At 42.4% G+C, this 22,801-nt stretch carries 21 protein-coding genes, 2 pseudogenes and 1 riboswitch; of the genes and pseudogenes, 9 read left to right on the forward strand and 14 right to left on the reverse strand.

Annotated elements, in window-relative coordinates; translation table 11 throughout:
- Window positions 1–34: 34 nt before the first annotated feature.
- The 7 genes from K3F53_RS10710 to K3F53_RS10740 form a co-directional block, all read right to left on the reverse strand.
- Window positions 35–1,237, reverse strand: coding sequence for a thiolase family protein (locus K3F53_RS10710; RefSeq protein ID WP_175493602.1), 1,203 nt, complete (start codon window positions 1,235–1,237; stop codon window positions 35–37).
- Window positions 1,234–1,989 carry a 3-hydroxyacyl-CoA dehydrogenase family protein gene (locus K3F53_RS10715; RefSeq protein WP_057898559.1) on the reverse strand — a complete coding sequence of 252 codons (756 nt, stop codon included), beginning with the start codon at window positions 1,987–1,989 and terminating at the stop codon, window positions 1,234–1,236. Before K3F53_RS10715 ends, K3F53_RS10710 begins: the two co-directional genes overlap by 4 nt.
- Entirely contained in the window at window positions 1,973–2,830 is an 858-nt protein-coding gene (locus tag K3F53_RS10720; RefSeq protein ID WP_057898558.1) for a 3-hydroxyacyl-CoA dehydrogenase family protein, read from the reverse strand. Before K3F53_RS10720 ends, K3F53_RS10715 begins: the two co-directional genes overlap by 17 nt.
- Window positions 2,831–2,845: 15 nt before the next feature.
- The gene (locus tag K3F53_RS10725; protein ID WP_057898557.1) at window positions 2,846–3,622 is read right to left on the reverse strand and encodes an enoyl-CoA hydratase-related protein; all 777 of its coding nucleotides are present in this window, start codon (window positions 3,620–3,622) and stop codon (window positions 2,846–2,848) included.
- 14 nt (window positions 3,623–3,636) lie between these two features.
- Window positions 3,637–4,410: an enoyl-CoA hydratase-related protein gene (locus K3F53_RS10730; protein ID WP_091260604.1), complete on the reverse strand. Its 774-nt coding sequence runs from the start codon at window positions 4,408–4,410 to the stop codon at window positions 3,637–3,639.
- A 56-nt stretch (window positions 4,411–4,466) separates the two neighbouring features.
- A complete protein-coding gene (paaK, locus tag K3F53_RS10735) occupies window positions 4,467–5,792 on the reverse strand; it encodes a phenylacetate--CoA ligase PaaK (protein ID WP_057898555.1) in 1,326 nt (441 codons plus the stop codon).
- An 88-nt stretch (window positions 5,793–5,880) separates the two neighbouring features.
- The gene (locus tag K3F53_RS10740; RefSeq protein ID WP_057898554.1) at window positions 5,881–6,666 is read right to left on the reverse strand and encodes an enoyl-CoA hydratase-related protein; all 786 of its coding nucleotides are present in this window, start codon (window positions 6,664–6,666) and stop codon (window positions 5,881–5,883) included.
- Window positions 6,667–7,223: 557 nt separating this feature from the next.
- On the opposite strand from K3F53_RS10740, the gene brnQ reads away from it, so the two are divergent.
- Window positions 7,224–8,561 (forward strand): branched-chain amino acid transport system II carrier protein, encoded by a 1,338-nt coding sequence (gene brnQ / locus K3F53_RS10745; protein ID WP_220558945.1) that lies wholly within the window; start codon window positions 7,224–7,226, stop codon window positions 8,559–8,561.
- Window positions 8,562–8,592: 31 nt separating this feature from the next.
- Here the strand turns inward: brnQ and K3F53_RS10750 are convergent, their stop codons facing one another.
- Window positions 8,593–9,924, reverse strand: a complete 1,332-nt coding sequence (locus K3F53_RS10750; protein ID WP_091260608.1) for a TolB-like translocation protein — start codon at window positions 9,922–9,924, stop codon at window positions 8,593–8,595.
- Between the two features lie 312 nt (window positions 9,925–10,236).
- On the opposite strand from K3F53_RS10750, the gene K3F53_RS10755 reads away from it, so the two are divergent.
- Both K3F53_RS10755 and K3F53_RS10760 read left to right on the forward strand, forming a co-directional pair.
- Entirely contained in the window at window positions 10,237–11,778 is a 1,542-nt protein-coding gene (locus K3F53_RS10755; RefSeq protein ID WP_057898552.1) for a spore germination protein, read from the forward strand.
- Window positions 11,775–12,884: a GerAB/ArcD/ProY family transporter gene (locus K3F53_RS10760; RefSeq protein ID WP_220558946.1), complete on the forward strand. Its 1,110-nt coding sequence runs from the start codon at window positions 11,775–11,777 to the stop codon at window positions 12,882–12,884. The genes K3F53_RS10755 and K3F53_RS10760 overlap by 4 nt, the downstream gene beginning before the upstream one ends.
- An 87-nt stretch (window positions 12,885–12,971) precedes the next feature.
- Here K3F53_RS10760 and K3F53_RS10765 read toward each other — a convergent pair whose 3' ends face one another.
- The 4 genes and pseudogenes from K3F53_RS10765 to K3F53_RS10780 form a co-directional block, all read right to left on the reverse strand.
- Window positions 12,972–13,286, reverse strand: coding sequence for a DMT family transporter (locus tag K3F53_RS10765; RefSeq protein WP_220558947.1), 315 nt, complete (start codon window positions 13,284–13,286; stop codon window positions 12,972–12,974).
- Between the two features lie 16 nt (window positions 13,287–13,302).
- Complete coding sequence (locus K3F53_RS10770; protein WP_057898549.1) at window positions 13,303–13,656, reverse strand: DMT family transporter; 354 nt, start codon at window positions 13,654–13,656, stop codon at window positions 13,303–13,305.
- 32 nt (window positions 13,657–13,688) lie between these two features.
- Window positions 13,689–14,264, reverse strand: a complete 576-nt coding sequence (locus K3F53_RS10775; RefSeq protein WP_057898548.1) for a TetR/AcrR family transcriptional regulator — start codon at window positions 14,262–14,264, stop codon at window positions 13,689–13,691.
- A gap of 110 nt (window positions 14,265–14,374) precedes the next feature.
- Window positions 14,375–14,536, reverse strand: a pseudogene (locus K3F53_RS10780) (metallothiol transferase FosB); the annotation flags it as partial.
- Window positions 14,537–14,977: 441 nt separating this feature from the next.
- Between K3F53_RS10780 and K3F53_RS10785 the strand changes: the two are divergent.
- Window positions 14,978–16,324 (forward strand): glycosyltransferase family 2 protein, encoded by a 1,347-nt coding sequence (locus tag K3F53_RS10785; RefSeq protein WP_091260614.1) that lies wholly within the window; start codon window positions 14,978–14,980, stop codon window positions 16,322–16,324.
- A 257-nt stretch (window positions 16,325–16,581) separates the two neighbouring features.
- Here K3F53_RS10785 and K3F53_RS10790 read toward each other — a convergent pair whose 3' ends face one another.
- Entirely contained in the window at window positions 16,582–16,896 is a 315-nt protein-coding gene (locus K3F53_RS10790) for a hypothetical protein (RefSeq protein ID WP_057898546.1), read from the reverse strand.
- Between the two features lie 8 nt (window positions 16,897–16,904).
- Window positions 16,905–16,989, reverse strand: a riboswitch (cyclic di-GMP riboswitch).
- A 401-nt stretch (window positions 16,990–17,390) separates the two neighbouring features.
- Between K3F53_RS10790 and K3F53_RS10795 the strand changes: the two genes are divergently transcribed.
- Together K3F53_RS10795 and K3F53_RS10800 are read left to right on the forward strand one after the other, a co-directional pair.
- Entirely contained in the window at window positions 17,391–18,587 is a 1,197-nt protein-coding gene (locus K3F53_RS10795) for a beta-ketoacyl synthase N-terminal-like domain-containing protein (RefSeq protein WP_057898545.1), read from the forward strand.
- A gap of 31 nt (window positions 18,588–18,618) precedes the next feature.
- Window positions 18,619–19,800 carry a sensor histidine kinase gene (locus tag K3F53_RS10800; RefSeq protein WP_057898544.1) on the forward strand — a complete coding sequence of 394 codons (1,182 nt, stop codon included), beginning with the start codon at window positions 18,619–18,621 and terminating at the stop codon, window positions 19,798–19,800.
- A gap of 176 nt (window positions 19,801–19,976) precedes the next feature.
- Here K3F53_RS10800 and K3F53_RS10805 read toward each other — a convergent pair whose 3' ends face one another.
- Window positions 19,977–20,210: a hypothetical protein gene (locus K3F53_RS10805; RefSeq protein WP_057898543.1), complete on the reverse strand. Its 234-nt coding sequence runs from the start codon at window positions 20,208–20,210 to the stop codon at window positions 19,977–19,979.
- A gap of 323 nt (window positions 20,211–20,533) precedes the next feature.
- Between K3F53_RS10805 and K3F53_RS19425 the strand changes: the two are divergent.
- The 3 genes and pseudogenes from K3F53_RS19425 to K3F53_RS10815 form a co-directional block, all read left to right on the forward strand.
- Window positions 20,534–20,670, forward strand: a pseudogene (locus K3F53_RS19425) (IS110 family transposase); the annotation flags it as partial.
- 975 nt (window positions 20,671–21,645) lie between these two features.
- Complete coding sequence (locus K3F53_RS10810) at window positions 21,646–22,380, forward strand: AzlC family ABC transporter permease (RefSeq protein WP_057898540.1); 735 nt, start codon at window positions 21,646–21,648, stop codon at window positions 22,378–22,380.
- Window positions 22,370–22,681: an AzlD domain-containing protein gene (locus K3F53_RS10815; RefSeq protein WP_082705952.1), complete on the forward strand. Its 312-nt coding sequence runs from the start codon at window positions 22,370–22,372 to the stop codon at window positions 22,679–22,681. Before K3F53_RS10810 ends, K3F53_RS10815 begins: the two co-directional genes overlap by 11 nt.
- Window positions 22,682–22,801 lie beyond the last annotated feature (120 nt).

The following is a 22,801-nucleotide window of genomic DNA, read 5'->3' on the forward strand; positions in this document are numbered from 1 at the left end:
AGCTTCTCTCCCCTTTCTCCTTGTGCCCCCACTACTATACCGTCTCTACAAGCGTCGCAAGTCCCTGGCCACCCCCAATGCATAGAGAGACGACACCATATCGTTTGCCACGACGCCGAAGTTCGTATAAAATCGTGCCCAAAAGCCGAGCGCCGCTCATCCCAAGCGGATGGCCGAGCGCAATGGCACCGCCGTTCACATTCGTTTTTTCCATTGGAAGTCCTAATTCGCGAATGCAGGCAAGCGACTGGGACGCAAAGGCTTCATTTAACTCAAATAAATCAATGTCATCAATCGAAAGCCCGGTCTCCTTCAAAAGCTTACGGATGGCGACTACCGGGCCAATGCCCATAATCCGCGGATCTACCCCGCCGCACGCAAAGTGCACGACACGGCCCAATGGCTTGACTCCATACCGCTTGATTTTGTCTTCGCTCATCACCAACACCGCAGCCGCCCCGTCATTAATGCCGGATGAATTGCCCGCCGTTACCGTTCCGTTTTTGCGGAACGCCGGCTTAAGCTTCGCCAGTGCCGCAAGCGTCGTGTCGCGGCGAGGGTATTCATCTTCCGCAAACACAACAGGGTCGCCCTTACGTTGCGGAATTTCCACCTGCACGATTTCCTCCGCAAATTTTCCAGCGTCGATCGCCGCAACTGCGCGCCGCTGGCTTTCCAACGCAAATTTATCTTGGTCTTCGCGACTAATCTCGAATTTCTCAGCCACGTTTTCGGCCGTATCCCCCATGGTTAGTTCCCCGTAGATGGATACGGGCGCCGAACGAGGGCCGCCGAACGACTCCATTAACGTCTGAGGCCCCCGTTGATACGGCTGCGAGAATTTCTCTAGAATATACGGCGAACGGGTCAGGTTTTCCACACCTCCCGCCAGCATCACATCCGCATGTCCGGCCTGAATGGATTGAACCGCGAGATTAATCGCTTCCAGTCCCGAAGCACAGACCCGGTTCACCGTAAGCCCCGGCAAAGATTCCGGTAGTCCAGCTTTCAACAGGCCGACGCGCGCAATATTAATGAATGGACCGGCCGAAATGACATTGCCCATAATCACGCCGTCGACTTGCTCGCCTGTTATCTGTGCACGGTGCAGCGTTTCTTTCATTACAACGGCAGACAAATCGTCGATCGGCACGTCTTTCAAACTGCCGCCCAGCTTACCGATCGGCGTCCGCGCGCTGGCTACTATATACGCTTCTCTTCTGGTTCCCGTTATCATGCTATCGGCACCTCTTGTCCGTCATATGTGTAAAACCCTCGGCCGCTCCGGCGTCCGATCCGTCCGGCTAACACCATTTTGCGCAGCAGCGGAGCTGGACGATAACGCTCTTCCAACATATTTTGGTGTAACCCTTTAATCACGGCATATATTTCATCCAGACCGATCATATCCGCCCACTCCAGCGGGCCGTACGGATAGTTCGTGCCTTTCTTCATGGCCGTATCAATATCTTCGGGCGTCGCCGTGCCTTCCATGACCGTGAAAATCGCTTCATTAATAATAAGCGAAAGAATGCGCGGAAATACGAGTCCGACTTCGTCTTCTACCGTTTCTACCTCTTTGCCGAGCGATTCCAAAAAAGCGGAAGCCTGTACCATAAACGTTCCTTCGGTCTGCAAAGCCGGCGCCATTTCAATCAGCTCGCGCGCCGCAAGCGGCGCAAATGTGCCAAATCCTACAATGCGCTGCGGATGCACCGCCCACGAGGCAATCTCAGTCGCCGTCACGGCAAGCGATGTAGAAAGAAGCGGCACATCCGGTGCAAGCACGCTATCCAAATCCCGCACGGCCGCCTTTTTCGTCTCCAGATCAAAATTCGTGACTTCAACGGCTACCGTAATATTTCCACCGTACTCTTTTGCTTCATCTATTGAAAGAACGCGGTACCCTTTTTCCAACATCGCTTCGCGCAACTCTTGCTCCAGGGGACTTGTGCCGGCGAGAACCACCGCCTTATTTGCTGTAATCATAAAATCCCTCCCCTGTTTTCCGGCCCAGGCTTCCCGCCTGCACCATCCGCTGCTGAATTCGACTCGGCTTAAAACGCCCTTCATAGAAGAAATTTGTGTACACCGATTCGGTCGTCGCAAAGTTAATATCAATGCCAATCATGTCCTGCAATTCGAACGGCCCCATCTTAAAGCCACCCGCTTTTTTCATAATCCGGTCGATCTGTTTCGGCCCTGCCACGCGGTCACTCATAATGCGCAACGCTTCATTATAATAAGGACGCGCCACGCGATTGACGATAAAACCAGGCGTATCCTCGACCAGCACTGGAACCTTGCCCAATTCTTCTGCAAATCGGTATACCCGATTCACGTTTTCCGTGCTTGACTTTTTCCCGCGAATGACTTCTACAAGCGGCATAACCGGCGCAGGATTAAAGAAATGAAGTCCAAGAATACGTTCCGGATGTTTCAGACCGCCTGCGATTTCCGTAATAGAAAGAGAAGACGTATTCGTTAACAGTAACGCGTCTTCCCGACAAATAGTAACGAGGGAAGCAAAAATCGATTTCTTAAGCGCAAGCCGCTCCGGCACCGCTTCAATTACGATATCGCACCCTCGGAGCCGATTCATATCTTCTACCGGGGATACTCTCGCGTACGTTGCTTCTTTTTCTTGTTCCGTCATCCGGCCTTTCTCAACATTGCGGGTCAATGTCGCCTGCAAATACGCTTGCGCTTTTTCCAGCACGTTCCGATCCGCGTCCAGCAAAAGCACGCGGTGCCCTTTGCTAGCACACACGAGGGCGATACCCGCCCCCATCGTTCCGGCGCCGATAACCCCGATCTGATACGCTGTCATATCCTCTCCTCCTTGCTATTTTCCTGTGAAAACAGGAGAGCGCTTTTCCAAAAATGCCTGCACGCCCTCTTTGTGATCCGCAGTACTGCCCGCAATGTCCTGACAGTACGCTTCATATTCAAGCGTCTCCTCCAAATTCATTTCCACTCCCTTGTACATCGCCCGTTTAATTAAACCGATGCTTTTCGTCGGCAATTTCGCTAGACGCGCGGCGTATTCTTTCACTTCGGCTTCAAAGTTTTCGGCCGAACAAATTTTGTTGGCAAGCCCGATACGGTACGCTTCCTCAGCCGAAATTTTTTCGCCTGTCATCGCCAACTCCAGCGCTTTGCCGATGCCGACAATGCGCGGCAAGAAGTAACAGCCGCCTGAATCCGGCACAAGTCCGATGTTGATAAATGCATTAGTAAAGAACGCCTTCTCTGATACAAGCCGAATATCGCATGCCAGCGCTAGACTCATGCCTGCGCCCGCCGCCACGCCGTTCACTGCGGCAATAACGGGTTTTTCGGTATTTCGGATTTGCATAATCATTGGATTATAGCGCTTGCGCAAAAACTCGCCAAAATCAACTTCTACCCCCTGCATATCGCTTAAATCCTGGCCCGCGTTAAACGCTTTTCCGGTGCCAGTAATGATAAGGCAGCGAACGTCTGAGCTTTTCCCGGCCTGTTTTAACGCGTCAATTATTTCTTTGTGCATTTTCTCGGTGAACGCATTGAATTTTTCCGGTCGATTGAGCGTAATCGTCGCTATTCCTTCCATCACATCATATAAAATCGTCTCGTACATAATCATGCGCCTCCTTAGCGTCCGCTGAATTTCGGCCTGCGCTTCTCAATAAAAGCGCGCATGCCTTCTTTTTGGTCTTCGCTCGCAAACAGCAAATAAAAACAATTGCGTTCATAATCCAATCCTTCGCTCAATGGATTGTCGATCGCTTTCAGCACGGATTTTTTAATCAACCGGGCCGCAATGGGAGGTTGCTCCGCAATTTTCCGTGCGAGTTTCATCGTTTCGTGGAAGTACATTTCTACTGGCACCACTTTATTCACCAATCCGTAGCGCAGCGCTTCGTCCGCCGAAATCGGCTCTCCCGTCAACAGCATTTCCATCGCTTTCACCTTGCCGACCGCTTTCGTCAGGCGTTGCGTACCACCTGCGCCCGGCATAACGCCAAGCTTAATTTCCGGCTGTCCTATTTTTGTCGTCTCTGAAGCGATTATGATGTCACAATTCATCATCAGCTCGCAGCCACCACCAAGCGCAAAACCGCTTACAGCCGCAAGAATCGGCTTCGAAATGCCCGCGATACGATCCCAAACAGCGAATTGATCTTTCAAAAGCATTGAAATTGCCGCTTCATCGGCCATCTCACCAATATCAGCCCCAGCCGCAAACGCCCGCTCATTTCCCGTTAGTACGATGGCGCGGATCGAATCATCCCGATCCATCCGTTCCAGTTCGGTCACTAATTCGTCGATGAGCTGCAAATTAAGCGCGTTCAACACTTCTGGACGATTCAGCGCAATCACACCGACCGCGCCTTCCCGCTCTGCTTTAATGTAGTCATACCCCATACTCCGCCCCCCTATAAAATAAAAGATTGCGAAAAAAAAGATAAATCAAACAAAAACTACGACAGTACCTTGTTACGATTATCGACGATGCGCACCGCCTTGCCTTCACTGCGCGGAATCGTATTCGGCTTTCCTAGACACAACCTGACAGACACGCCCAGCGTGTTCTTCATTTCATGACTGATTGCTTTTACAAGACGTGCTACTTCTTCATTTCCTTCCAGCGTCACAACCTGGCTCATGTATTCTGGCGTTGTTTCACAATGAATTTCAAAACTGTCCAGCGGGCCTTCGCGTTTAATAACAACCTGATAGTGTGGAGCAAGCTGTTTAAATGTAAGCAGCACCGATTCAATTTCAGTCGGAAACACGTTCACCCCGCGAATAATAAGCATATCGTCTACGCGACCTTTAATGCGGGACATACGCATGCTCGTCCGTCCGCACTTGCACGGTTCCGGATTCAACGACGCAATATCTCCGGTGCGGTAGCGAATGACCGGGAACGCCTGCTTAGTCAGCGATGTAAACACAAGCTCTCCTTGTTCACCATATGGCAGCGGCTCTCCGGTTTCAGGGTCCACAACTTCGGCAATAAAATGATCTTCCACGATATGCAGGCCATCCTGTGCCTCATAACACTCAATCGAAACGCCAGGTCCCATTACTTCGCTCAATCCGTAAATATCCACCGCTTTAATGCCGAGTTCTTCCTCCAACTGTGCGCGCATCTCTTCGGACCACGGCTCCGCTCCAAAAATGCCGTATTCCAAGCTCGTCTCGCGCGGGTTGAGCCCCTGCTTCTTCATTTCTTCCACAATGTTAAGAATATATGACGGCGTACCGGAAATGCCGCGCGGACGAAAGTCCTGAATCAGCGTAATCTGACGGGGCGTATTACCGCCAGATACCGGAACAGCAACGGCTCCCAAATATTCAATACCATAGTGCAAACCGAGACCGCCCGTAAACAAACCGTAGCCATACGCATTGTGGAATATATCACCTGGGCGGCCTCCCGCACAGCAAATGGCGCGAGCCACCATTTCCGACCAATTCTCAATATCTTGTTTCGTATAGCCAACGACGGTCGGTTTGCCTTTCGTACCAGAAGAACCGTGAATGCGCACAATATCTTCCTGTCCGACCGCGAACAGGCCAAACGGATAATTTTCGCGCAGATCGGTTTTCTTCATAAACGGAAGTCGGCGCAAATCCTCTAGCGACTGAATATCTTCCGGTTTGATGCCCGCTTTGGCAAACGCTTCCCGATGAAACGGCACGTTTTCGTACGCACGCTTTACCGTCTCTTTCAGCCTTTCAAGTTGCAGTTCTTCCATCTTTCTCCTTGACATCGTTTCCATTTCCTTATTAAAAATCATACTGCTTCCCTCCTTATTCTGCCCTTCAAACGTTTGCGCTTACAGTTTTGAATTACAAATATATTCAGTCATTTTTTGTCATATTCGCTTACTCCCCTGAGAACACGGGCTTTCTTTTTTCACGGAACGCCTCCAGCGCTTCTACTCGGTCTTTTGTCGGGATAATGACTTCATACGCTTTACTCTCCAGATCGAGCCCTGTCTGCAAATCAACGCTGCTTCCCTTATCGATCGCGTATTTCGCTTGATACACGGCGAGCGGCGCGTTGGCGATTATTTCTTCTGCCAGAACCCGCGCTCTCTCCCGCGCTTCTTCAACCGTCTCAGACACTCCGTTTAAAATCCCGTATTCATATGCTTCGGCCGCGGTAATCTTGCGCGCGGTCAAAATTAATTCTTTTGCTTTCGATGGCCCAATTAGACGCGGCAATCGCTGCGTACCACCTGCTCCCGGAATAATGCCAAGGCTTACTTCAGTCAGTCCCATTTTTGCATCCCTTACCGCAAACCGGAAATCGCAAGCAAGTGCCAGTTCAAAACCACCGCCAAACGCAAACCCGTTAATTACCGCAATCGTCGGTTGAGGCATTCGCTCCAGCGCAGAGAATACGTCTCGAATTTTACGCACATTTCGGCGCACCTGCTGTTCATTGAGCGTACGGCGCTCTTTCAAATCGGCCCCGGCGCAAAACGCCCGCCCTTCCGCCGCTACCAGCACAACACGAATATCTTTCGGATTTTGTGCAATTTCTTCTACAATTTCTCCCAGGCGGACAAGTGTGGCATAATTCAAAGCGTTCAATTCATTTGGACGGTTTAGCTTTATTGTCGCGATATACTGTTCTCTCTCAAGCACTACAGTTTCCGTTTCCATGCACACCTTCCTCTCTTCATCTTTTGTGCAGAAATCACACAAATTTTTATGACAAAAATTTATATAACGTTATTTTAACGTAAATTATAATTTTAGTATAATTGCACTGTAAATATAGCGTCAATAAATTTTTATTATTTTTGCAAGGATAAATATATTATTTTATCGAAAAATTCCACCCGATCCATCTGTTTACAACAAAAGAAACACGCTCCACATAGAAAAGGTAAAGAGTGCGCGCAACCCCTTACCCCTATCGAAAAAGCCCTTTACTTCAATAATTTTCGCAATCGTAATCAGTTTTTCAAGCATCCTTTCTGTAGGTATCCCCAAGTTCATGATTCCACAAATTTAATATCAAAAAGATTATTCTATTTTTAAAATTTAAAATTTCATTTCTACACTTGTAATAAACTGCGAGAGATTGATATAATCCTGCTATTATTTATGAGTAAAACAACAGGCAAGTTTGTTACGATTCATGTCCTCGCCGCACGGCATCAGGAGCACGCTCAAGTTATTCAATAGAAGAACAGAACAAAGAAGGTGATTGGACATTGAAGAAGTTCACGAAGAAACATCTCATATTTGTAAGCTTTATGTTGTTTTCCATGTTTTTCGGGGCTGGTAATCTTATTTTCCCCGCTTTTCTCGGCTTTTCCGCTGGCGAACATGTTTGGATTTCTCTTACCGGTTTTATTCTATCTGCGGTCGGGTTGCCGATTTTGGGAGTCGCCGCCGTCGCCAAAGCCGGCAGTTTCCAAACGCTTGCCCGCCGTGTTCACCCGGTGTTTGCCTTTATTTTTCCGCTCATTATTTATCTGTCCATCGGACCGGGACTGGCGATTCCGCGCGCGGGAAGCCTAGCGTTTGAAATGGGGGCAGGGCCGCTGCTACCTGAGGATTGGGCCACCGCTCCAGCCGTTCTGCTCATCTACACGGCCATTTTTTTCGGACTGGTGTTCTGGCTAAGTCTTTCGCCATCTAAACTGGTGGATCGTTTCGGAAAACTATTGACACCCATTGTCTTAACACTTATTTTCATCATTTTTATCAAAAGTCTAACAATGCCGACAAGTGCGACTGGTACACCGCAGGGAGATTATGGACCTAACCCGTTTTTCCAGGGATTTTTGGATGGATACTTGACCATGGACGCGCTAGCATCGCTCGTCTTCGGGATTGTGGTGGCAAACACGCTGCGAGCGAAAGGGGTAGAGAACAAGAAGACATTATCCACCTGCGTTATGTATGCCGGGTTTGGGGCCGGATTACTGCTAGCAGCCATTTATCTTATTCTTGGATTCCTCGGTGCCTACGGCGGTCCCTACGGACAGGTAGAAAACGGGGCCCAAGTCCTCACACATGTTATGGCTCACTTGTTTGGCCAGAGCGGCACGATTCTGCTGAGTGTTGTGTTTACCTTGGCTTGTTTATGTGTATCCATTGGCTTGGTCACGTCATGCAGTCAATTTTTCACAAGCGTCTTTCCGCGTGTTCCATATAAAACATGGGCCATCATTTTCTGTGTATGGAGCATGGCAACCGCAAACCTAGGGTTGACCGAAATTTTGAATGTATCCGTTCCGATTCTTGGTGCCATTTATCCTGTCGCGATCGTACTCATCGTTTTGGCACTGGTTCATGATTATATAAGAAGCTATTCTTCGATTTACATCGTAACCGTAACATTTGTCGGCCTTTTCAGTATGGTTGATATGATAAACACAGCGTTCTTGGCACATAAATGGAACATGGTACTGGTAAAATTTCCGCTGTATGCACACGGGATCGGCTGGCTTGTGCCCGCGCTTGCCGGAGTGATCATCGGCTATACCATTGACTTGATGAAGCACCCCGGCAAAAGAGCGCCTGTCGAAAAGGAAGCAGCGTGAAAAGCGGCGCATGCTCTGAACAATGAAACGTTCAATCTTGATAAACGGAAAACGTTGCAGGCAAAAAATTGCCGTAATATCCTGGATTCCAATCAATCCCGCGTATCCATTCTACAGGTTTAGAAGCAGAAAAAGATTGAAAATACAGCGAGCCAACAGGTTGTTTACTTAATGATGAACGCAGAAAGAGGAAACCTTTGCCGTCCGCGAGCGGTACCGCATGATAGTCCGTAACCGTTCGCGCGGCTGAAGTTACCGCTTGCTCATTCCCATCGCTCGTCCTTTGCCAAATGCGGCGGTTTTGGTAATCGTTCCACTTCGTGACCGGGCCACGTATAAAGAGAAGACGCGCCGGAGAGGAAGGGCTCCAAACAGGCTGAATATCCGCTGTTCCTTTCTGTCCGGCTTGTACAATCTTCCCGGATTTTGTATCAAAAATACAAAGCGCTTTATCGCTTACTGCTTCTCTCCCCTCTCCATCGATGTAAGCGAGCTGTGTGCTATCAGGTGACCAAGCAAACCAAGCGGGATATTTCAGTCCTCCCCCAAGCGCAATTCGCTGTTTCGTTTTTATATTTATTGCTTCAATGTCATTGGCATCAGCGGACATTGAACCAGAGTTCGGCCGAATAAAGTAGGCAAGATACTCTCCATCAGGCGACCATTTCATGCCAACAATAGCCGATGAATATATTTCTTCCTCCGCTTTTTTTGTTTCGCCGATATTAAATAATACACTGCTTGTTCCATCGAGCGCGACACGTTCCACCGTCATTGGGTGTTGCTCCGTTCTCATATATGATACCGTGAGGCTTTTTCCGTCCGGATGCCAAGTAAAGTCTTCTACATACGGCCTGTCAGACACAATGGCAGTAATTACAGGTTTATCCCCTTTCAAATTTGCGACTTTAATGGAGCTATACCTCTTATCTTCCGGTTTACTAAAATGGGATGTCATATAGGCAATCATAGCACCTGTGGGCGACCAAGCCTGATGCCCTTCAATGATGTCCGCATCTTTTTCTACTAAGCGCCAAATTTTTTTGGTCGGGTTGACAACCCACAGCTCTTTTGTATGATCATAGTCTTCTTTCTCTTCCCACATGTAAGCGAACCATTCTCCTGTCGATGACCAACCGATAGGGGATGCGATACCTTTTTTCGTTAATGGAACAGGTTGCGCGCCTGCCTGATACCCATTTACAAACCAAAGGGAGTGTTGATTTACAAAAACGACTTTTGCAGGAAAATACGCCTGCTGTACCCGTGCTGGACTATTTGCTGCCGCGACAGCGGAAATAGAAACCGAAACGAGTAACATGAATAAACATATAAGAAGAAATATTCGCAATTTATAAAACATGTTTCCATCTTCCTCTCTTATGATATGTTAACCTCTATAAGCCAATCTTTATAGGGTATAGATTAACACTTCATTCATTCTCCAAGTTAGAAATAAAATCCTTTTAAAAACAACATGTAGTACGCGCCTTATGAGTTTTTCTTCGTTTACAGAAAGTGCCGTCTGAAAGCCCACGGTTTTAAGCAAAAACAAAGACCGTTCTCCTTCAATCTTATTAAGGATAATACAGTAGAAGCATCTCTTAAGTATATCTATTTATCTAATTCCCTATAATAAACAATATGAAAATGCGCTCACAAAAAAGGTGAAATCATGTCTTTCTTTCGTTATTTTTTGCGGGGTAAACAAGCATTTCGCAGGCAGAAAAAGGATCATGATCTCTTACACAGTATGATCGCCTCTTCTGCCTCCATAAATCTCCAGCATGTATCCATGCTCTTTAGCGGGATTCCTGAGTTTACGATCCGTGAGATTCCATTGAAAACAGGACAGAAGTCTATTCTTGTGTATATGGATGGCCTGGTAGATAAAAACGTCATTAACACGGATATTCTGCGTCCGCTCTTATATGGAGAATATAATGAAAAAGATTCTCTGGAGTCTGCTGTAACAATAGGGCAGATCAAAAAAGTCCAGAAATGGTCGGAGATTGAACAAGCCCTCCTGATTGGAAAAAGCATTCTTTTTATTGATGGACATGACTCTGCCCTTGAACTTGAAACACAGAATTGGCCGGAGCGGGCGATTCAGGAACCACAGGCGGAATTGTCAGTCAAAAACGGCTCACATCAAGGGTTTATTGAAACAGCCGCTCAAAATATTGCCATGATTCGCCGCTACATCCCAAGCCGGGAATTAAAAGTGAAAGAATTAATGATCGGGGAACGAGGACGTGTAAAAATTTCGCTGCTTTACCTGGAAGATGTGGCAAATCCACAAACTCTTCAAGAAGTCGAAAGCAGAATTACATCGCTCCATGTTGATACGATTCTCACCACTGGAGAGTTAAAAGAACTCATTGAAGATAATCTGTATACACCTTTTCCGCAGCTTACCGTGACGGAACGTCCGGATACAGCATCCTCTCATCTCCTTGAAGGGCGAATCGCTATCGTTGTAGACCGCACGCCGGGTGTGTTAATTGGGCCGATGACCTTTTCTGCTTTTTTTCAAACGGTGGATGATTATAATATAGGATGGCTCGCCGCTTCGTTTATCCGACTCCTGCATTTCGCTGGATTTTTCATCGCGATTTTTACACCTGCTTTCTATATCGCGATCATTTCCTTTCATTACGAAGTGATTCCGCTTGAATTGCTTTTATCGGTTGCAGAATCACGGAACCGGGTTCCTTTTCCACCTCTATTCGAAGCGCTGCTTATGGAACTTGTACTTGAAATGCTTCGGGAAGCAGGGGTCCGGCTCCCGACGCCCATTGGTCAAACCATAGGCGTTGTCGGTGGAATTGTCATCGGACAGGCGGCGGTTCAAGCCGGACTTGTAAGCAATATCATGGTCATTGTCGTATCCATCACCGCAATTGCTTCTTTTATTATTCCAAATATAGAAATGTCGAATGGGATACGGCTGATTCGTTTTCCGATGATGCTTCTCGCTTCTGCTTTTGGCATAGTGGGTATCATATCTGGAATGATGGCAGTTTTCGTTCATTTACTCTCTTTAGAATCCCTTGGAGTACCGTATAGTGCCCCCATTTCGCCGTTGCGTCTTTCAGATATGAAAGACACGTTTGTTCGTTTACCGATACAGACGATGAAGAAGCGCCCTGTATCGATTCGGCCCAGCCAATTACAACGGCAAAGGAATAGAAAAAAAAGCAGGGAAGATCAATGAGCAGACTCGTCAAGAAAGAAATAACATTACTCCAGTATATTCTGGCTATTCATGGCACCCAGGTAGGAACCAGCATCCTAACTCTTCCGGCTGAAGTGGCTAAGACGGCAGGCACGGACGGCTGGATCTCGATTATTATCGGATCGATCCTCGCTACAATCGTTAGCTTATGTATTGTTCATCTTATGGCCAATCATCCAGGGGATACCATGCTTGAGCTGATGACACGGTATCTGGGAAAAGGACTGGGAAAAGCCATGATGGTGATCTGGATGTTATATTCTTTATTCGCTATCACGGTCATTCTTTTTGTTACCATATCCATTATTCAAATATGGATTTTGCCGAACACGTCCAGTTATTTAATCGTTACCCTGCTTATGATTAACACCTATATGATTATACGTAGAGGTGTACGGCTCATCGGACGTTATGCCGAGTTTGTTTTTTTCTTTACGCTCGGGCTGCCAATATTATTAATCATCCCGCTCAAAGATAGTCACTGGGTTTATCTGCTGCCCATATTGAAAGAAGGATGGATGCCGATCCTTTCTGCGGTGAAAACGACGACCGTTGCCTTCCTTGGATTTGAGTTGGCGTTTCTTTTCTATCCTTATCTAAAAAATAAAAAAGCCGCAGCCAAAGGGGTTGTGATTGCCAATGCCCTTACCCTGCTTGTTTATCTCCATATTACGTTAAGCTGTTTTGTTTATTTTAGCCCAGATGAAATTACGCAGTTTTTATGGCCCACGCTTACACTTGTCAAGCCGATCGAGTTTCCATTTCTCGAACGAATGGAAATTATCTTTGTAGCATTTTACATTTTTCTTTTTTCAACCTCGTCCATTCCCTACCTTTTTTTTGTTACGGATACCTTTTCTCAGTTGTGTAATAAAAAAGACTGGCAGCTGCCGTACCTTTTGTTGCCGCTCTTTGTGGTTGTTTTCTTCTTCTTCAAACCATCCTATAAAGTGCTTGAACTATGGGAAGAGTGGTGGGGGTGGATAAGTTATTTCACCGCCTATGCGTTCCCGGTTATCTTTCTTTTTTATGTTAAAGGTTATACACATTGGAAAAGGAGGAAAATCGATGATAAAGCAGGCTAAATTCATCCTAGCATGCCTTGACATGCGAGGATCAGCTTAATGACCCTATCTTTAGTCTAAAGAAAAAAGAGAGGGCCAATAAGAAGTTCATGAAATGAATTTTAGTCCAATTGCCGCCATAAGAACCATACTAATAAACAAAACCCGACGCCATTCTTTTGATTCCCCATATATAAACATACCGACAAGCGCGCTTCCTACCGTGCCAATCCCAGTCCAAACGGCATACGCCGTTCCCATGGAGATCGTTTTCATCGCCTGAGAAAGAAAGAAAAAGCTCAAACAAAATCCCCCAACCAGTATGGCAATTGACTGCCAATTTTTTTGTTTATGTACTTTATTTATTCCTGTTACGCCGACCACTTCGAAAGAGCCGGCTAGGATAAGATAGATCCAACCCATTATCCTCTGTCTCCTTTCATTTCCCTTCCGCTTCAGCTCCAACGTTATCTTCCGATTCTTTCGTAACAACCTTCAGCCCAATTACGCCTATCAATAATAATAAAATAAGCAACACTTTCACCCATTGAAACGGTTCGCCAAACACAAGCATCTCCATGATTACGGTTCCAGCCGTTCCGATTCCTGTAAAAACGGCGTATACGGTGCCAACCGGCAGTCTGCTTGAGGAGCGAATCAACAAATCAAAACTAACGTAAATAGCTATTATCGTCCCAACCCATGTCCAAAAATTATAAGCATGCTTGAGTCCGATAACCCATGCGACTTCAAAAAAGCCGGCAATCAATACCAATATCCAGTTTCGGTTCATTCCATTGCCTCTCCTGTGTTTTTCTTTATTATTCATATAGATAATCCGCGCCAATACAAATACCAGGAAGCATGTAACCTTCTTATGAATCGTTCCGTTCCGCCATATAACATTTCCACGAGGAGCCCGTCAAGCAAACCCATGAACGCGACAGCGGCCCGCTCCGCACCGACAGAACGAATCTCGCCTTCCTCTATCGCTTTTTCAAACACCGGAATAAGAAGACCTTCGAGTTTATCCAGATAAATGTAAACATCGTGCATGACTTCATCGTACAAGTGGGTTGGCGGAAAAAATGTGATGCGTAGCAAAAATTTCGTTCTGTCATCATGCTCATACCGTGCTTTATACTGGCTCAAAAAGTTATACAAACGCTCGTGTAAAGGAATGTTTGCATGACGCGCAAAAAAATGAGTTACAAACTCCGCTTCATCACTAATAACATCCTCGATCACCTTTAGAAAAAGATCGTCTTTTCCTTTAAAATGTGCATAGATCGATGGCTTTTTTATCCCCACCTCATCAGCAATATGTGCAAGGGAAGCCCCTTCATACCCATGTCTGGCAAAATGAGCGAGAGCGACCTTTTTTATGCGATGGATCGTCATCTCCCGTTCACCTCCCTAACGTTCGTTAGTTCATTTTTACACAGATTTTCTAGAAAGTCTACGGACGGAGAATAAAACGTTCTTGTTCCATACTACCGCTGTTCTATCTTTTACAAACCAAAAAATTCCATATGATACTTTTCACTTCTGTAATAAGATAATCGGTCATTCAAGTTACCTGTGTGAAGTTCGAATTTATGTCCATCAGGGTCTGTAAAATAAACGGAACGTTTGTCTTTTTCATCTCTGTCTCTACCCGGAAGAATATTGACGAATACCTCCCAACTAGAACTTTGAATCATTTAGTTTTTCCCTTTTTAATAGTTACGCTAAATCACTCAAAATTCCTGCTTATTAGTGAAATGGCTACGTTCATTCTGCTCCGCTTCTATACAAATCCAAGTACAAAAGCAGCTCGTAAATCAGCACTAATGACCACCACAATCACAAGCGCTTTCTTCTTCGCTGTATATCTCGGTGCTGTAGGCCGCCCCATCTTCCTTAGCGGTTCTGCTGAGCCACAAGTTATGAAAGATAAGGAATGGGTTTTCTTTTTCAATATAAAGTGGTATGATTATGTATGTTCGCCTTTCTTATGGTTGTTTGATCGTACTTACATCATATAAGAAAATGGCGAATTTTTGTTTTTTCTGATTGAGAATGATTCAACAAGTTCATTAGATAAAAAATAAAGTTTTCCTACAAGAGGTACTATGCATCCAGACATTCATTCTAATACAAATACTAAAACAATAAAAAAAATTTACATTCCTGTAAGTACAAAATTTTGGCTAAGTCATTTTATCGCTTTTTTGTGGATGTGCTTTTCCATTTATATTTCCATGCCTTGGTTAAAGGATTTATCAAGTATTATTTCTTTTCCTTTCGCTCTGCTCATTATTATAGGAATTTCATATATTCCAGGATATATGAACGCTTTTCTTGTTGCAAGCTTAGTCTTTGATCGACAGCCGCCGTTCAAGAATGAGTTTTCCACCGATTCTGTAACCGTTCTAATAGCTGCTTATAATGAAGAAGAAAAAATATTTAATACATTAAGATATCTTTCAAAGCAAGATTATAAAGGTAAAATAACTACGATGATTATTGATAACGGTTCAACTGATAATACTGTTTCCGAAATACTAAAAGCAAAACAGGAACTAGACTTGGATATTGCAATTTTTCACGAAGAGCATCCTGGAAAGTTTCATGCTTTAAACAAAGGACTACAATATGTTACGACTCCATATGTAATTACACTAGATGCAGATACATTATTGCATCCATCCGCTATTCGTTATATCGTAGCCAGAATAAAAAGTAGTTCAGAAGAGATATGTGCAGTGGCAGGCTCTATTCTTGTTAAAAATAGTCGAGATAATATATGGACAAAGATACAGGAATGGGATTATTTTTTAGGAATTGCTTCTATTAAACGGCTTCAGGGTTTATATCAGGGAACACTTGTTGCACAAGGAGCCTATAGCATATACAAAACTTCATGCCTCAAAGAAATCGGGGGATGGCCTAATGCAATCGGTGAGGACATTGTCTTAACATGGAGACTTTTACAAAAAGGGTGGAAAGTTTATTTTGAACCATTAGCAGTAGCTTTTACAGAAGTACCTACCAGTTTGAAACACTTTGTTCGTCAACGCTCTCGTTGGGCTAGAGGAATGATTGAAGGGCTAAAGGAAATTAAACCCTGGGAACAACCCCAGCTATATACAAAATACTTAACCTTTATTAATTTGATTATGCCTTATTTGGACTTTGCATACACATTCTTTTGGATTCCTGGCCTTGTTCTTGCATGGTTCGGTTACTATTGGATTGTTGGACCTATGACATTACTCGTTTTACCTCTCACTTTAATAAGCTATAGTTTCCTTTATTTCTTTCAAAAAAAATATGTTTTTACCTCCTTACATTTAAAAGTTCGTAAAAACTTTCTCGGTTTTCTTTTATTTGTTCTTTTTTATCAAATGATTATGTCACCCGTTTCAACATATGGATATATACAAGAAGTGTTCAAACTACAAAGGATATGGAAATAGCAGCTGCATTCTACAAAAGCACCCAGGGCTGAAAGTTTCGCTCTAGATGATAACCGTCTTTATGTGACGGGAAAAAATGAATCATGTAGAAAAAAGATAGCTGTAGCTGATACCGATGGTTATAGAGCAAAGCCTCGCCACCCAAATGGGCAGCGGGGCATTATTATTTTTGCTGCACTCTTCCTCTAAATACCCCGACAATGTTTTAACATGACACTACAGAGAAATCTAATTCCAATGGTAGGCATTCTAACATTTTATCTCAAACTATTTTCGTCTATCATACGCTTAATTCTCTCTTTTGCTTCTTCAATATCCAATTCAACACTACTAATGATATCTAACCAATGTTCCTTCTGTTTTTTCATCGTAAAAAATATGGTTGGTTTTTCATGTTTAAGAATAGTGATTAGTTCTATTATTGGTAATGTTTCCCCAATCGCTTTCTCTCTAAGCAGACCTTTAAAAAAACTAGTAAAGATATAATAATGCTGTGACTCATCATGGTGTTTCTCTAGAAGTTTATAAAAATCCACTATCGCATCAACAACTCGATACATTTTTCTTCTCATATATTCCTCCTGGCAACTGGCTGGCATATCTTAAAGATAGAAGCCCCTATAGTTTTGCGTCCTTATCTTTCAATAAGTTTACCTTTTTCAGCAGGAATATATTATCACTAAAAACAAAGCGATAATAGGTATAAAGACATGCAAAAATTGCACCTATCTGACACGGCCCCTTCGCTTATCTTCTGATACTATCATCATACTCCCCCTATTTCAAAACAGCGCCCATCCAATCAAAAATCAGGCCATTTATCCCCGGATTAATTTAATCAAAGATATAACAGCACCATATACCCCCTAAATCATTGAGCGGTTAACTCAAAATAGTTTTATGTCTACTTCGTAACATTTATAAACATAGACCATCCTATGCAAATATGTACTCAAGGGGACAAATGGTGAGTGATAAATGGGGTTCCAAATTATCGTTTACTGATCTTATTTTCTTAGATAAAATTTATGTATATTTTATTTAAATTCCAAAGGAGGAATAATATGTGAAAGGGGAGAAAGTCGTTATCACAGGATATGGAATCAAAGTTCCAGGTGGATATAATGTAAATCACTTTGCCGATACTCTTTTAACGGGAAAAAGCGCTCTAGACCTTTACATAGGAGAAGGAACGGAAGGAAAAAATATCGCATTCGGGGTTGTACATGATAGATTAGCAGAAATACAGAATAAAAAGTATAGAAGATACCCTAGGATCAGTCTTCTGGCTATGTCAGCCGCAAAGGAAGCGCTACAAATGACAGGAAATATCCATTTAGATCAATATAAAACAGGAATTTTCCTCGGAACGGCTTTAGGGGGAACCCTAGGATACGATGAGATTGTCGTTCTTGCCCAACAGAATAATCTGAAAGATATGCCTGTCAGTGGATGTGGGATCGTCCATTATCATAGCTTAGCTTCTTCAATAGCAGAGTTTCTAGGGGTAAATGGAGTTACGAGAACCGTAGCCACAGGATGCGCAGCAAGCATTGATGCCATCCAGGATGCCATTATGTATTTGCGTTCTGGCGAGTTAGACATCTGCATCGTAGGGGGGGCCGATGCGCCTATTTCTAAAACAGTGATATATGCCTTCGGAAAAATAAGATGTTTATCACAAGACAAAGAGCTACATATGATGGGCGTTCCATTTTCAAAAAAGAGCGGAGGATTTGTCATCGCTGAAGGAGCAAGCGTATTAGTGCTTGAAAGAGAATCGAGCGCTCTGAAAAGGGGAACAAAGATTTTAGGTGTCATTGACGAGGTCAGTACATCAAACGATGGAAAAGGAATATTTTTTTCAGACAGCGAAGGGAAACATTTGCTTCGTGATTTAGAAAAGGTAACTAAACATAGAAAGCCTACATATGTCAATAGCCAGGCACTTGGAATGAAAGAAAACGATAGGATTGAAGCTATCAACCATATGCAGTTGTTTGGTAAAGATGTTCCTATTACTTCTATAAAAAGTATAACCGGTCATACGTTTGGAGCAAGTGCAGGAGCACAAATGATTTCTTCTCTTATTGGAATGGAACGGAATTTCATTCCTAGTACAGTGAATGCGGTTCGAGAGGATTATCCGGAACTGTCTATTGTATATGATACCATTCAAACGGAAGTTGACAGTTTTGTTGTTACTTCTCATGGATACGGTGGAAATAATGCTGCTATTTTCATCTCTAAATACCCATTTTAAAAAATTCATACTTACTGAGGAAGGAAAACGAATGATTGAAACACATAAGGATAAAGAAAAATTGTTGTATTTAATTATCGAAAAAGTTCCAAACATGATCGAAGCGCATATTCAAAATATGCTACAAAAAACTGAAAACTTCCATAAAGTTATTGAAGACCTTGAAGCCTATAGAACTTCTTTATATTCAATATATACTACTGTGGCGAGAATATTATTTAAAGAGAATGAGGAATATATAGAAGCGCTACAACAGCTGGAGAAAACAGGCTATGAAGTAGGGCTTTATTTTGGAGAAGTAAAAGAAATGAATCGAGAAACATTCCTCCAGCTAACACATAGTATTCGAATACATTCTTTTGATTATGTTTGTTCTTTAATTAATGTTCATCTCTCCAAACCAGAAGAACGCTCTTTTCTGATCTCTAGGCTTTTTGAAATTCTAAATGCGAGATTTAACAGTTGTGTCAACGGCTTCCTTTCTGCAAAAGATAAACAAATCCATTATTTGCATAATCAAAAACTATCAATTATGGGGCAAATGGCAGCGGGCATGGCTCATGAAATCAGAAATCCGCTTTGCAGTATTAAAGGTTTTCAACAACTGATGAAACGAATGGTCCTTAATAAAACAGCAAATACAAATAATTTTTTGAATTACATCGATATTTGCATTAACGAAATTACAAAAATCGAAAACCTGGTGTATGATTTCCTTTTGTTAGCGCGTAAAGGAGACAGTAGAAAAAGAAGCTGGGAAAAAGTAAATATCAATCAAATTTTCCAAAAAATTCATGCGTTAGCTGCATGCTTTGCATTAGAAAAGAACGTTACTCTTCATTTATCTCTGCCATCAACTACTCTTTTCACCTATGGAATCTCTTCATATATCGAACAAATCATGCTTAACATTATCAAAAACAGTATCTCTGCGCTACATCCTGGAGGACTCTTACTCATCAATTTGTATCCTTCGATAGACAGCAAAGAAGCGATTTTAACTTTTGTCGATAATGGAATAGGGATTCCGGAAAATCACATAAATAAAATTTTTGAGCCCTTTTTTACAACGAAAGAAGACGGAACGGGATTAGGTTTGTCCATATGTAAAAGGTTAGTTGAGGAAATGCGAGGAAGTATTCTGATACAGTCAAAAGAAAAAGAAGGAACAACTGTCGAGATTCGTTTGCCCTTAGTTCCCCATGTCATGTAGATCCTTATTAATATCTTCAACTAACACATAATTCTTTTCACCTATTTATAAGCAACATTAATTTACATAACTTTAACTTGTATGTATTTTTTAACCAAATATAACAAAAGCATCCTGTTCCAAATTGGAATAGGATGCTTATGGAATAGAATTAAAATTTATTCTTGTTATCCAAATTAATCACTGAAATTTTCAAACAGAAACTTTAACTCTTTACTATCATAAATCTCTCCATTACTAATGAATTTTTCAACTTCTACTGTACCATCTTCCATAAACTCTATTTCCCACCGTTGACCTGGAACGGCTACCTCAACCATAATTGCTTCATTCCTCACTTTACCTAACTTATAGAATATATGATTTTCCTCTAATTTATTAAGAAAACGAATCAACTCTTTTAGATCCAACAAGCCTTCCCCCCATCTTAAGTATAAATTCTTACTCTTCTACTTCGTTCGTTGTTGAAGTGATGTTTTCAAACATTTTTCTTTTCGTTCCTTTTTAAGCAACAACTAAAAAAAAAATAGGCAGCACCTATTTTTTTAATGGTTACTTATATATATATCAGGAAAATATTGTGTAGTAAATACTTTTCCTGGTATAGTGTGATTTAACATAAAGTAGCGAAAAATTCCTTTTCTCTATAGGTGGGAGATGAATCGCTTCTGCTTTTTTATCTATAAAAAGTATCTTTCATATAAAAGGAGCATTCCTGTAATGAATGAAATATTCGCCAACGCAGAACGATCCGAAGAATGCACGTGTAATCGCACATCTCATAAAAGCTGGACGGTACTCCGCACCCATTTTCCGACCGGTGTTTATGCCGAACTACGGGAAGCTGTCAAAATACGAGACCACATCTCTTGCAAGATTCAACGCATTCCAGTCAAGGTGCATATCATTGCTAAAGTCCATATTCGGCACACTAGGCTCTGGCTTAACGTCCTGATAAAAAGTCATGTAGGTCAATAGTAATGAAAAACAGTGAAAAACGACAAAATAGTAAGAATAAATAGCATGATGTACGTTTTCATTAGTTTTCAATGGATATGATTGCCGCTTTCATGGAGATGGACCACCTTTGTCAAGAGAGCCCCATAAACATGATAATAAATGTAAAACATATTAACACAAACTTGGTATTTAGATAAAAAGTGAGGGAGTAAAAATGGCTTCTACATCCAATGTCATTTATTTAAGACAATATAAAGCGAGAAAGAAATTTCATCATCTAAAGAAAATTATTTTTTCCAAAGATACATTGTTCGCTATATTCTTCATTATATTTATAGTAGTATTGCTTATAGTAGCGGGTATTGCAAGTTATTATGATTATTCCTCCCCTTTATTTGATAAAATAAGTACTAATATTGCCGACATATATACCTTTGAACTAAAATAAGCAGCCGGAGAAATTTATTCGTTGCTTTAGTTTACGATTTAGTCGCAGAATGCCTCTCATTTCAATGAGGGGCATATGGTTACCTCCAAATATAAGACTTACTGTGTAAGTCACAGGTTGTCGAAAAAGTCTTGGCAACCTGACAGTCACCTTAATATAAGATGGCTGTTTTTATTTGGTTATAAAATAAACGACAAACGATAACAAAGTCTTATTTTTATTAATTCACAGCAAAATTTTTTGCATCTACTCTGTTTTTATCAAATTATAGCAAATTTTTTTGCGTCAACACGCTTAATTTTTTGCATTTCAATATATTTGGTAATATTTAACCGCATTTTTATACTCTAAATTTACTTTGTATTATGAATATTTCTGGAACGAATTTTGCATAAATTATTATTTATTATTTATATACCAAAAAGGAGGGAAACTACATGGAATTGTTAAGAAATAATTCAAAGCAAATAAGTGACCAAATTATGGACGCACCTGATAAAAAAAAGCAATTTCTATTGGGGGCGAAGCAAATCCTACCCGTCGCGTTAGCCGGTACTATCGATGGATTAGTGTTTGGTCTTCTTGCGAGGCAAGCAGGATTCAGCGTAACAGAAGCCGTGTTGTTTTCATTTTTAGTTAATGCGGCATCATCACAATTTGCCACTTTGGGCTTTATTTCCCAAGGTGTAGCAGGATTTCCTATTCTTATATCTACTATGTTGTTAAACGCACGGCAAATATTGTATGGATTATCTTTAGGACCCCACTTTCGAGATATTCCCATCTGGAAACTGATGGGTGCAGCATGGATGTTAAATGATGAAACCTATGCTCTTAAATCAACCTATCTATCACAAGGAAAGAAAACAAGTCTTCCTTTTTATTGTGGAGCTGGAGTGGTTGATTTAATGATTTGGACCCTCAGCACATTAATTGGGGCTGCTTTTGGTACATTGATTTCAGAACCTCAAAAATATGGACTTGATTTTGCTTATATTGCAACTTTTATTGGATTTCTGGCAATCAATTTAAAATCAACATTTTATGTAAAGACAGCACTTGTTGCCTCTTCTCTTGCATGTTTGGGGTATCACTTAAATGGAGTGACATTATCGGTTATTTTGGGAACTTTTAGTGCTGTAATAATGGGGGTTATTTTTGATGAACGATAAGCTAATATTATACATCTTACTAATGGCAGTAATAACCTATCTAACAAGATTTCCAATGCTTGTCTTAAGTTCTCGTGTAGAAATGCCTTCTTGGGTTCAACGTGGGCTTAGAATGGTTCCTGTCGGGGTTTTTAGTTCATTAACAATTCCGCCAATTCTCTTTCATACACCTGCAAACATATGGAATCCTGAGTATATGGTAGCTGGAGCCTTTGCTTTATGGATAGGATTATGGAAAAAACAAATTGTACTATCTTTGTTAGTAGGAGTGGGCTGTCTTGTTTTGTGGAGAATAATATAACACTATTCATGTTATCTCCTTAATATTTTAAATAATAATCATATTCGAAAGGGGAGGTGCCGAAGAGCAAAAGAAAGGAAGTGAACTTCTCCCATAAGGGAAGTAAAAATATGAAAAGTA

The sequence above is a fragment of the Aneurinibacillus thermoaerophilus genome (genome assembly GCF_019603355.1).
Classification (GTDB): Bacteria; Bacillota; Bacilli; order Aneurinibacillales; family Aneurinibacillaceae; genus Aneurinibacillus; species Aneurinibacillus thermoaerophilus.

Excerpts from the sequence above, each read along its gene's own strand:
- K3F53_RS10750 (WP_091260608.1), bottom strand. The coding sequence starts at position 9,924 with ATGTTTTATAAATTGCGAATATTTCTTCTTATATGTTTATTCATGTTA.
- K3F53_RS10725 (WP_057898557.1), bottom strand. The coding sequence starts at position 3,622 with ATGTACGAGACGATTTTATATGATGTGATGGAAGGAATAGCGACGATT.
- K3F53_RS10790 (WP_057898546.1), bottom strand. The coding sequence starts at position 16,896 with ATGAGAAGAAAAATGTATCGAGTTGTTGATGCGATAGTGGATTTTTAT.
- K3F53_RS10740 (WP_057898554.1), bottom strand. The coding sequence starts at position 6,666 with ATGGAAACGGAAACTGTAGTGCTTGAGAGAGAACAGTATATCGCGACA.
- K3F53_RS10775 (WP_057898548.1), bottom strand. The coding sequence starts at position 14,264 with ATGACGATCCATCGCATAAAAAAGGTCGCTCTCGCTCATTTTGCCAGA.
- K3F53_RS10760 (WP_220558946.1), top strand. The coding sequence starts at position 11,775 with ATGAGCAGACTCGTCAAGAAAGAAATAACATTACTCCAGTATATTCTG.
- K3F53_RS10815 (WP_082705952.1), top strand. The coding sequence starts at position 22,370 with ATGAACGATAAGCTAATATTATACATCTTACTAATGGCAGTAATAACC.
- K3F53_RS10720 (WP_057898558.1), bottom strand. The coding sequence starts at position 2,830 with ATGACAGCGTATCAGATCGGGGTTATCGGCGCCGGAACGATGGGGGCG.
- K3F53_RS10785 (WP_091260614.1), top strand. The coding sequence starts at position 14,978 with ATGCATCCAGACATTCATTCTAATACAAATACTAAAACAATAAAAAAA.
- paaK (WP_057898555.1), bottom strand. The coding sequence starts at position 5,792 with ATGATTTTTAATAAGGAAATGGAAACGATGTCAAGGAGAAAGATGGAA.
- K3F53_RS10710 (WP_175493602.1), bottom strand. The coding sequence starts at position 1,237 with ATGATAACGGGAACCAGAAGAGAAGCGTATATAGTAGCCAGCGCGCGG.
- K3F53_RS10770 (WP_057898549.1), bottom strand. The coding sequence starts at position 13,656 with ATGAACCGAAACTGGATATTGGTATTGATTGCCGGCTTTTTTGAAGTC.
- K3F53_RS10765 (WP_220558947.1), bottom strand. The coding sequence starts at position 13,286 with ATGGGTTGGATCTATCTTATCCTAGCCGGCTCTTTCGAAGTGGTCGGC.
- K3F53_RS10715 (WP_057898559.1), bottom strand. The coding sequence starts at position 1,989 with ATGATTACAGCAAATAAGGCGGTGGTTCTCGCCGGCACAAGTCCCCTG.
- K3F53_RS10810 (WP_057898540.1), top strand. The coding sequence starts at position 21,646 with ATGGAATTGTTAAGAAATAATTCAAAGCAAATAAGTGACCAAATTATG.
- K3F53_RS10755 (WP_057898552.1), top strand. The coding sequence starts at position 10,237 with ATGTCTTTCTTTCGTTATTTTTTGCGGGGTAAACAAGCATTTCGCAGG.
- K3F53_RS10800 (WP_057898544.1), top strand. The coding sequence starts at position 18,619 with ATGATTGAAACACATAAGGATAAAGAAAAATTGTTGTATTTAATTATC.
- K3F53_RS10730 (WP_091260604.1), bottom strand. The coding sequence starts at position 4,410 with ATGGGGTATGACTACATTAAAGCAGAGCGGGAAGGCGCGGTCGGTGTG.